This is a genomic window from Massilia cavernae (genome assembly GCF_003590855.1).
GTDB classification, from domain to species: domain Bacteria; phylum Pseudomonadota; class Gammaproteobacteria; order Burkholderiales; family Burkholderiaceae_D; genus Telluria_A; species Telluria_A cavernae.
In genome coordinates, this window is sequence record NZ_QYUP01000188.1 from 1 (window position 1) to 7927 (window position 7927).

The window sequence follows — 7927 nt, forward strand, 5'->3', positions numbered from 1 at the left end:
TATAATGAGACTCATTCGCATTTGGAAGTATTTTTTTATCAATTCACGGTGACGCCCCGGGCTGACCGGGCTAGGAACTTCATCTCCATTATCGCGCGCAGGTTTGTGAACGTCTGTGTCGTCGTCACGGCCTTCTTGAGGACGATGTTGACCGGTACCTGCGCCGGTCCAGCGCGGTAATCAGCGCGAACACGACGGCGCACGCAATCCACATCGACCACAGCGTGTGTGTCAGGAAGTGGGCGCCGCGCAGCTGCTGCATCCAGCCGACGGTAAATCCTGCCGTCAACATGACGCCCGCGACGATCCCCGCGGCGCGCGGCCGGCGGGGCAGGAAGCAGACGGCAAACGACACCATCCACAGCGCGCTCGATGCGTGCCCGGCCGGCATGCAGTTGCCGGCGTCGACGCCGGCCGGCATGGCCTGCAGCAGCCGCACATAGGGTTCGATCCCTCCGTAGCGCTCCAGGTCCCAAGGGCAATGCGAGGCGCTGGCCTGCTTCAGCAGCGACACCGCCGCCGGCACCAGGATGGCGGACAAGGCGACCACGCGCAGTTGGAAGCGCCGCAGCCAGGTGGTCGGACGCGCCCAATCCCACGCGGCCAGGACGATGAAGGCAATCGCCAGCCCGGTAAATACGCGCTTGAGGATCACATGGCCGAAAATCTCGGTCAGCCATGCGTGGCGCCAGGGGAAGGCGCCAAGCTGGCGGTCGAACATCGCGTCGGCCAGCGCGAGGTCGATCGCAGTGCAGGTGCCCAGCCACACCAGTAACACCGGCGCCAGCGCCAGCACCGCGAATACGGCGCCGTTGACGATGTTCCAGCGGTTCTCCTGGGTCTGCGCGAAGCCTGCGTGCATCGCCAGCGCGGAGCTGAACTTGCGCTCAGCTGCCATGACTGCATGCATTGAACAGGTCGAGCCTGGGGTTGTACACGGCGGTGCTGATGCCCAGCATGCCCAGGGTCGAATGGAAGATATTATCGTGCGAGAATTCCTGCCCGGTACGCGCGGCCAGGCAATTCTGGTCCAGCCTGAAACGGCTGCGGAAACCGTCCGACAGCCACACCATCATCGGTACGTGGCGCTGGCCGGACGGCGAAATGACGTATGGCGCGCCATGCAGGTAAAGGTTGTTTTCGCCCAGGGATTCGCCGTGGTCCGAGAAGTAGACCAGCGAGGCATCCACGCCGTCTTGTACGCTGCTTTGCGCCAGCAGGCCGATCGCTTTGCTGATCACGAAGTCGGTGTACAGGATCGTGTTGTCATAGGCCGCCACAATCGACTCCCGCGAACACTTGGCCAGGTCGTTGGTTTCGCACACCGGCCCGAAATCCTGGAACTGTCCCGGATAGCGCTTCCAGTATGACGGTCCGTGGCTCCCCTTCTGGTGCAGCACGATCACCAGGTCCTTGCCGGCCTTGCGTATCAGCTCCGGCAGGCCGCGCAGCAGGCGTTCGTCGTAGCATTCGTCGTCGTTGCACAGCGGGTCGCCCTTGACCGGCTGCGACACGTCCTCGTAGGTAACGCGGTCGCAGACGCCCTTGCAGCCGGAGTTGTTGTCGCGCCAGATGACCTCGAATCCTGCGTGCTTCAGCACGTCCAGCAGCCCTTCCTGGCTTTGCGCACGGGTGTCGGAGTAATGCGAGCGGCCCAGCGCCGAGAACACGCAAGGCACGGACACCGCCGTCGCCGTACCGCACGATTCGACCTTGCTGAAGTAGAGCAGTCCGGGCTGCTTCGCCAAATTGGGTTGGTCTTCCGGCTGTAGCCGTTCAGGGAAAAGTTCGCGGCGCGCGCAGTTTCGCCCACCACGATCAGGGTCACCGTCCTGCGTTTCTGGCCGTTCCACAGGACGCCCTTGATGGCGTCGGTGCCCAGGGGCCGCACCACGGTCGGCGCCGCCATTTGCGCTTGTAGTAGCCGTTGACCGCCTGGATGTAGTTGGTCGGCGTCAGCAGGAAGCGCAGCTCGCGGTGTTCGCGCAGCGCCGGCGCCAGGCTCTTGAACATCAACACCAGCAACACCGCTGCAAGGACCAGTGAAGCAGCAACGGAACCGGCATTGCTCAACACCTGGCGGCGGCCGCCAGTGAAGCGCGGCTTGGCCTTGACCACTGCCAGCGATGGGAGCACGCCCAGAACCGCGATGGTGAGTATCAGTTTCCACGACAACAGCTCGGAACTCTCGCGGGTATTCGTTTCCACGACGTTCTGGATCATGGACCAGTCGATGGCGGTGCCATACTGGTCCATGAAGTAGCTGGCCGCCGAGGTCGCGAGGAACAGCAGCACCAGTACCGGCTTCAGTACGTAAGGAAAATTGACCAACGCCAGGCAGGCGTTATAACTGAGCACCAGCAGCAGGAACATGCCGACCTGGACCGGCACGCTCACCAGCGTCAAGCCGCCGGTGGCGCCGACGAAGCTCTTCCAGAAGGTGAAGTTGTAGGCCAGTACGATGAACAGCGCCGCCAGGAAAGGCGCGGCGCCCGGTTTGAAGCGGAGCTGTGCGATGAATTTCACTACGGGTTCCAATGTAAGCCTGAAAAGCGCAAGCCGCGAAATCGCAACTTGCCCACCTGTTCAGGCTACATTGATGTGCATCAACTCCGCGTTACCGCTGCGTTAAGAAGCCGTTAAACCGGCTTGAATTCGATACGGAACACCGTTCCATGGCGAGCCCCGCTGCTTACCTCCAGGGTGGCGTCGAGGTATCGGCAGATGCGCTTGACCAGCGCCAGGCCAAGCCCGGTGCCCTCGGAACCGCGCAATTCGGTCGGGCCGTCATCGCCCTTCAGCATCGCCTGCACCGCGTCCGGCAGGCCCTTTCCCGTGTCGCTGACAATGACGGCGTGGTTCTCCAGCGATACGGACACCGTCCCTGCGGGCGTGTAGGCGCATCCATTTTTGATCAGGTTGCCGACCACCGCCGCCACCAGCCGGCGTGGCGCGCGCACCGCAAAGTCTGTGCCGCCCGCAAACTCCAGGCTTACCGGCTTGTCGACGACCAGCGCTTGGTAGCGAGCGACCTCGTCACGCACCACGTCGGCGGCCTGAATAATTTCCGCCTCGATCAGTTCCGGTGAACGTGCCAGCAACAACAGGATGGTCACGCTGTCGGTGGCGTCGCGCGCGGCCCGGTAGATCCGTTCGGCGGGCGCGTGTATCGCGGGATTGCCCCTCCCTTCCATCATCAGGATTTCCGCCGCACCGGAAATGACGGTCAGCGGCGTGCGCAGCTCGTGGCTGACGTCGCCGGTGAAAAAGCGTTCGCGGTCGAGGAATTGCTGCAGCTCGCTGGTGTGCCCGGCGAAGGCGCGCGCCAGGATGCCCAGTTCGTCGTCGCTGCCCTGCAGCGGCAGGTCCTGCTGGCGTTCCGACACCGCCGTCGACAGCGCAACGATGGGCGTCACGACACTGCTCGCCACATACCGTCCCAGGAACACGGACATGCCGATAAACCCAAGGAAGCCGAGTCCCAGCATCGAGTAGACCGCCAGTTCGACCTTCACGTAATCGCTTTCATGGTCGATCACCACGTATGGTCCTGCGGAGTTCTGGCTGGCATACACATGCAGCCCGACGCCGTCGACATCGATTTCGTGGATGCCCTCGGGCAGGTTGCGCAGCGAAATGGGAATGTCGCCGCCGTGGTGGAAGCTCAGCCCCGCCGGCATTTCCACCGACAGCTTGCCGATGTGGCGCGGCGTGGCCCATGCCGCCACTTCCATCAGGCGCTCGTCGACCAGCTTGACCTCGATTCCTTCCACCACCACCGCTGCGGCAATCGCAAATAACACCGTGCAGCCCAGCGAGAACAGCAGGTAGGCGCGGACGATGCGCTTTCCGATCGAGTTAGGAATTGTCATTCGCGGCTACCAGTTGGAATCCGATCCCCGGCACGGTGCGCAGCATGGGAAAGGGTTCGGGCTTGTCGAGGGTCAGGCGCAGCGCGTGGATGTGCGTGCGCAGGGCGTCGCTCGCGGGCGGGTTCTCCCCCCAAATCTCGGCCTCCAGCTCGGCCCGCGGCACCACCCGCGGCGCGGCCTGCATCAGGCATTTGAGCAGGATGAAGCCGGTCCTGGTCAGCGACAGCGGGCGCCCGCCGCGCGACGCGCGGTAGGTGGCGGTATCGAAGCTCAAGTCGCCGAAGTTCAGCACCGCGGCATTCCCAACGTTGCCGCGCGACCGCCGCGCCAGCGCCGCCAGCCGCAGTTCCAGCTCCACCAGCGAAAACGGTTTGACCAGGTAATCGTCGGCACCGCTGGAAAAGCCGGCAACCTTGTCCTGCAGCGTGTCGCGCGCGGTCAGCATCAGCACCGGCGTCTGGATGTTCAGTTCGGTGCGCAGGCGCTGGCACAGTTCGGTGCCGGAGAGGCCGGGCAGCGTCACGTCGAGCACGATCACGTCGTAAGCGTTCTGGCTGGCCAGCGCAAGGCCGCCATAGCCGTTTGTGGCGGAATCGAGTGTGTGGCCGTACGGTTCCAGGAATCCGTACAGGTTGGCAAGGATGTCTGGATTGTCTTCGACGATCAGGATGCGCATGGATTCATGGAGGGGAAATGCTCGAAAACCGACAGTCTACACACCAATCTGCGGCGGTGGACTTTTGGCGACCTGACAGTGCTGCCAGTGACCTCTTCGAGGTGGGCCGCCTTGCCCGCTGCATCGGCGACTTGATATAATCCGCGGATGGGATTGACCAGACTTACTCGCCGCTTCGCAACATGGCTCGCGTTTTTCGCGATCGTGTTCGCTGCGCTTGCGCCGTCTGTTTCGCACGCATTCGCCGCTGCACAGGGCGGCACCTGGACCGAGATCTGCACCACATCGGGCAGCAAATTCGTCAAGGTATCCGATGATGTCCAGCTGGACATCGTTGCCGACTCCGTCTCGAAGCAGACGCTCCACCTGGAACACTGCCCGTTCTGCGCCACCGGCGACGGCTCGTTTGCCCTGTTGCCCGGTACCGCGTTCACGATGCCCATGCCCGCGCAGCCGGACATCCGTCCCTTCCTGTTCTACCAGGCTCCCAGCCCCCTCGCCATCTGGTCCACCGCGCAATCGCGCGCGCCTCCCGCAAACACCTGACCTTTCCTGACGCTGCCCGCGTGCGCCCTGTCGCCGCAGGCATGCCTATTGCTGCGCCCGCGCCGCCAACTTTCGTTGGCGCGGCCGCGTGCGCATACACAAAATCAATTCAGAAAGATCAGTATGACGTTTCAATACGCGCCCCTCGCCGCTGCGCTGATGGCAGCCATTTCCACCGGTGCATTCGCGCACGAAGCCCCGGCCGATGCCGGCACCGTGACCATCACCGGCGGCCGCCCGACTTCGCTACCGACCCAGATCCCGACCACCATCGAAGGCGTCACCGCCCGGCAGATCGAGGAGACCATCAACGCCAGCGACAGTGAAGACGCGCTGAAGTACCTTCCGAGCCTGCTGGTGCGCAAGCGCTTCATCGGCGACTACAACCACGCGGTGCTGTCTACCCGCGCTTCCGGCACCGGCAACAGCGCCCGCTCGATGGTCTACGCCGACGGCATCCTGCTGTCCAACCTGCTGGGCAACGGCGCCGCCTTCGCTCCGCGCTGGGGCCTGGTCACGCCGGAGGAAATCGAGCGCGTCGACGTGCTGTACGGCCCGTTCTCGGCCGCCTATCCTGGCAACTCGGCCGGCGCCGTGGTCGATTACGTGACGCGCATGCCAACGCGATTCGAGGCGCATGCCAGGATTGGCTATGCCACCCAGGACTTCGACATGCATGGCGCCAGCGAGCGCGACGCGGCGAAGCAGGCCAGCGCATCGATCGGCAGCCGCGAAGGCGCGTTTTCGTGGTGGATCAACGTCAACCGCCTCAACAGCGTAGGCCAGCCGATGGTATTCGCCAACCGGCTCGCCGGCGATGGCACAGCGCCGACCGGCGGGGCCGTTCCCGTCACAGGCGCGGTCGCGGGCAAGAACAACAAGGGCCAGGGCTGGTGGCTGCTGGGGACCACGACCAGCTACCACACGGTGCAGGACCACGCCAAGCTCAAGCTCGCATACGACTTCTCGCCCGCCCTTCGCGCCAGCTACACCCTTGGCTGGTGGAAGAACGACACAGCCGGCAGCGCGCAGACCTGGCTGCGGGACACGGCCGGCAATCCCGTGTACTCCGGCAGGGTACTGATCGACGGCCGCCAGTACAAGCTCGACGCGCCAAGCCAGGCCTTCGCGCCGAACGCGAACGAGATCGAGCATGCGATGCACGGCCTGTCGCTCAAGTCGCATACGCGCGGCGAGTTCGACTGGGAAGCGGCGGCCAGCATGTACGACTACGGCAGCGACATCCTGCGCGCGCCTACCGTCGCCCTGCCCGGCTCGCTGGCAGGCGGCGCCGGCCGCGTCACCGACATGGACGGCACCGGCTGGCGCAGCCTGAACCTGCGCGGCATCTGGCGCCCGAGCGGCAGCGCCCACGGTGTTGGGGCCCAGGTCATCGAGTTCGGCTACCAGCAGGACGACTACCGCCTGCGCACCCTGGTCAGCAGTACCCAGGATTGGATCAACGGCGCACCAGGCGCGCGCTTTTCCGCGTTTAACGGCAACACCTCCCTCGACAGCGTGTTCGTGCAGGACACCTGGACCATCTCGCCAGAGTGGAAGACGACGCTGGGTGGACGCTACGAACGCTGGCAAGCCTTCGGCGGCGAACTGGGCAACGCAGCAAGGATTGTTCCGTTCGGCGCCGACCGCAGCGAAGGACATTTTTCGCCGAAAGCCGCGCTCGCCTTCCATGCGGCGCCCTCGCTGGTGCTGAAGGCCACGGTGGGCCGCGCGGTGCGCATGCCGACCGTGGGGGAGCTTTACCAGGGCTCGATCAACGGCAACGAGATCGTCAACACCGATCCGGGCCTGAAGCCGGAACGTTCATGGACCGGCGAGCTCAGTGCCGAGCACACCAGCGACCGCCAGTCGCTGCGCGCCACCCTGTTTGCCGAGCGCACCCGCGATGCCCTGTACTCGCAGGCCCTGACGCCAACCGTGTCCACTGTGCAGAACGTCGATGGGATCCGCACCCGCGGCATGGAATTGTCATGGCAGGCGGCCGGCGTCGGCCTCCAGGACCTGGACCTGTCCGGCAGCCTGACGTGGACCGACTCGGCCATCACCGCCAACCGCGGCTTTCCGGCCAGCGTGGGCAAGCGCCAGCCGCGGGTGCCGGAATGGCGCGCCAGCGGCGTGGCCACCTACAAGCCGGACGACAGGCTGGCGTACACGCTGGCGGCGCGCTACAGCGGCGAGCAGTTCGGGCAGCTCGACAACGGCGACACCAACGGCTTCAGCTATATGGGCTTCAGCAAGTTCTTCGTGATCGATGCGCGCGTCCTTTTCCGGCTGAACAAGCAGTGGAGCGCCGCCATTGGCATCGACAACCTGAACAACTACAAGTACTGGGCCTTCCACCCCTACACCCAGCGCACCGCGATCGCCGAGCTGAAGTTCGACATGTAGACGTGCCGGGCGGAATTAGATGGACTCCAGCGGAACCGGACACTTTTGTCCTATAATCGCTGGATGACCAAGTTACGATCCGATGCCGCCATCCGGCGCGACCTGATCCTCGACGCTGCCGACGCCGTGTTTTCCGAGCACGGCGTCACCGCGCCGCTGGACCTGGTGGTTGAACGCGCCGACGTCGGCCGCGCCACGCTGTACCGCAATTTCCCACACCGCGCCTCGCTCATCGAGGCCCTGCTCGACCGCAGCCTCACATCGCTGGAGGCTTATGCAAGCGAACACGCCGGCCGCGACGACCTGCTGTTCCTGTTGTTCGAACGGATCGCCGCGCGGATCGCCGAATCGCCCTCGATGGCCGACTACTGGCGCACCATGCCGCACGACGACCCGATCATCACCGCCGCCCGCGAACGCACGC

General features: G+C 64.6%; 8 protein-coding genes. 3 read left to right on the forward strand and 5 right to left on the reverse strand.

Annotation, left to right across the window (positions count from 1 at the left end; genetic code table 11):
• Positions 1 to 124: 124 nt before the first annotated feature.
• The 5 genes from D3872_RS23795 to D3872_RS23810 form a co-directional block, all read right to left on the reverse strand.
• A complete protein-coding gene (locus D3872_RS23795) occupies positions 125 to 898 on the reverse strand; it encodes a phosphatase PAP2 family protein (protein ID WP_229459501.1) in 774 nt (257 codons plus the stop codon).
• Complete coding sequence (locus D3872_RS26850) at positions 888 to 1748, reverse strand: phosphoethanolamine transferase (RefSeq protein ID WP_229459502.1); 861 nt, start codon at positions 1746 to 1748, stop codon at positions 888 to 890. The genes D3872_RS23795 and D3872_RS26850 overlap by 11 nt, the downstream gene beginning before the upstream one ends.
• Before the next feature lie 76 nt (positions 1749 to 1824).
• A complete protein-coding gene (locus D3872_RS26855) occupies positions 1825 to 2526 on the reverse strand; it encodes a phosphoethanolamine transferase domain-containing protein (protein WP_229459503.1) in 702 nt (233 codons plus the stop codon).
• Positions 2527 to 2639: 113 nt separating this feature from the next.
• The gene (locus D3872_RS23805) at positions 2640 to 3872 is read right to left on the reverse strand and encodes a sensor histidine kinase (protein ID WP_119813091.1); all 1233 of its coding nucleotides are present in this window, start codon (positions 3870 to 3872) and stop codon (positions 2640 to 2642) included.
• A complete protein-coding gene (locus D3872_RS23810; protein WP_119813092.1) occupies positions 3859 to 4548 on the reverse strand; it encodes a response regulator transcription factor in 690 nt (229 codons plus the stop codon). Before D3872_RS23810 ends, D3872_RS23805 begins: the two co-directional genes overlap by 14 nt.
• Positions 4549 to 4695: 147 nt before the next feature.
• On the opposite strand from D3872_RS23810, the gene D3872_RS23815 reads away from it, so the two are divergent.
• The 3 genes from D3872_RS23815 to D3872_RS23825 form a co-directional block, all read left to right on the forward strand.
• On the forward strand, positions 4696 to 5094 hold the full coding sequence (locus D3872_RS23815) for a DUF2946 domain-containing protein (protein ID WP_370660991.1): 399 nt from the start codon (positions 4696 to 4698) through the stop codon (positions 5092 to 5094).
• A 123-nt stretch (positions 5095 to 5217) separates the two neighbouring features.
• A complete protein-coding gene (locus tag D3872_RS23820) occupies positions 5218 to 7503 on the forward strand; it encodes a TonB-dependent receptor (protein WP_119813093.1) in 2286 nt (761 codons plus the stop codon).
• Between the two features lie 63 nt (positions 7504 to 7566).
• The coding region (locus tag D3872_RS23825; RefSeq protein WP_147373989.1) for a TetR/AcrR family transcriptional regulator at positions 7567 to 7927 on the forward strand (361 nt) is incomplete at its 3' end.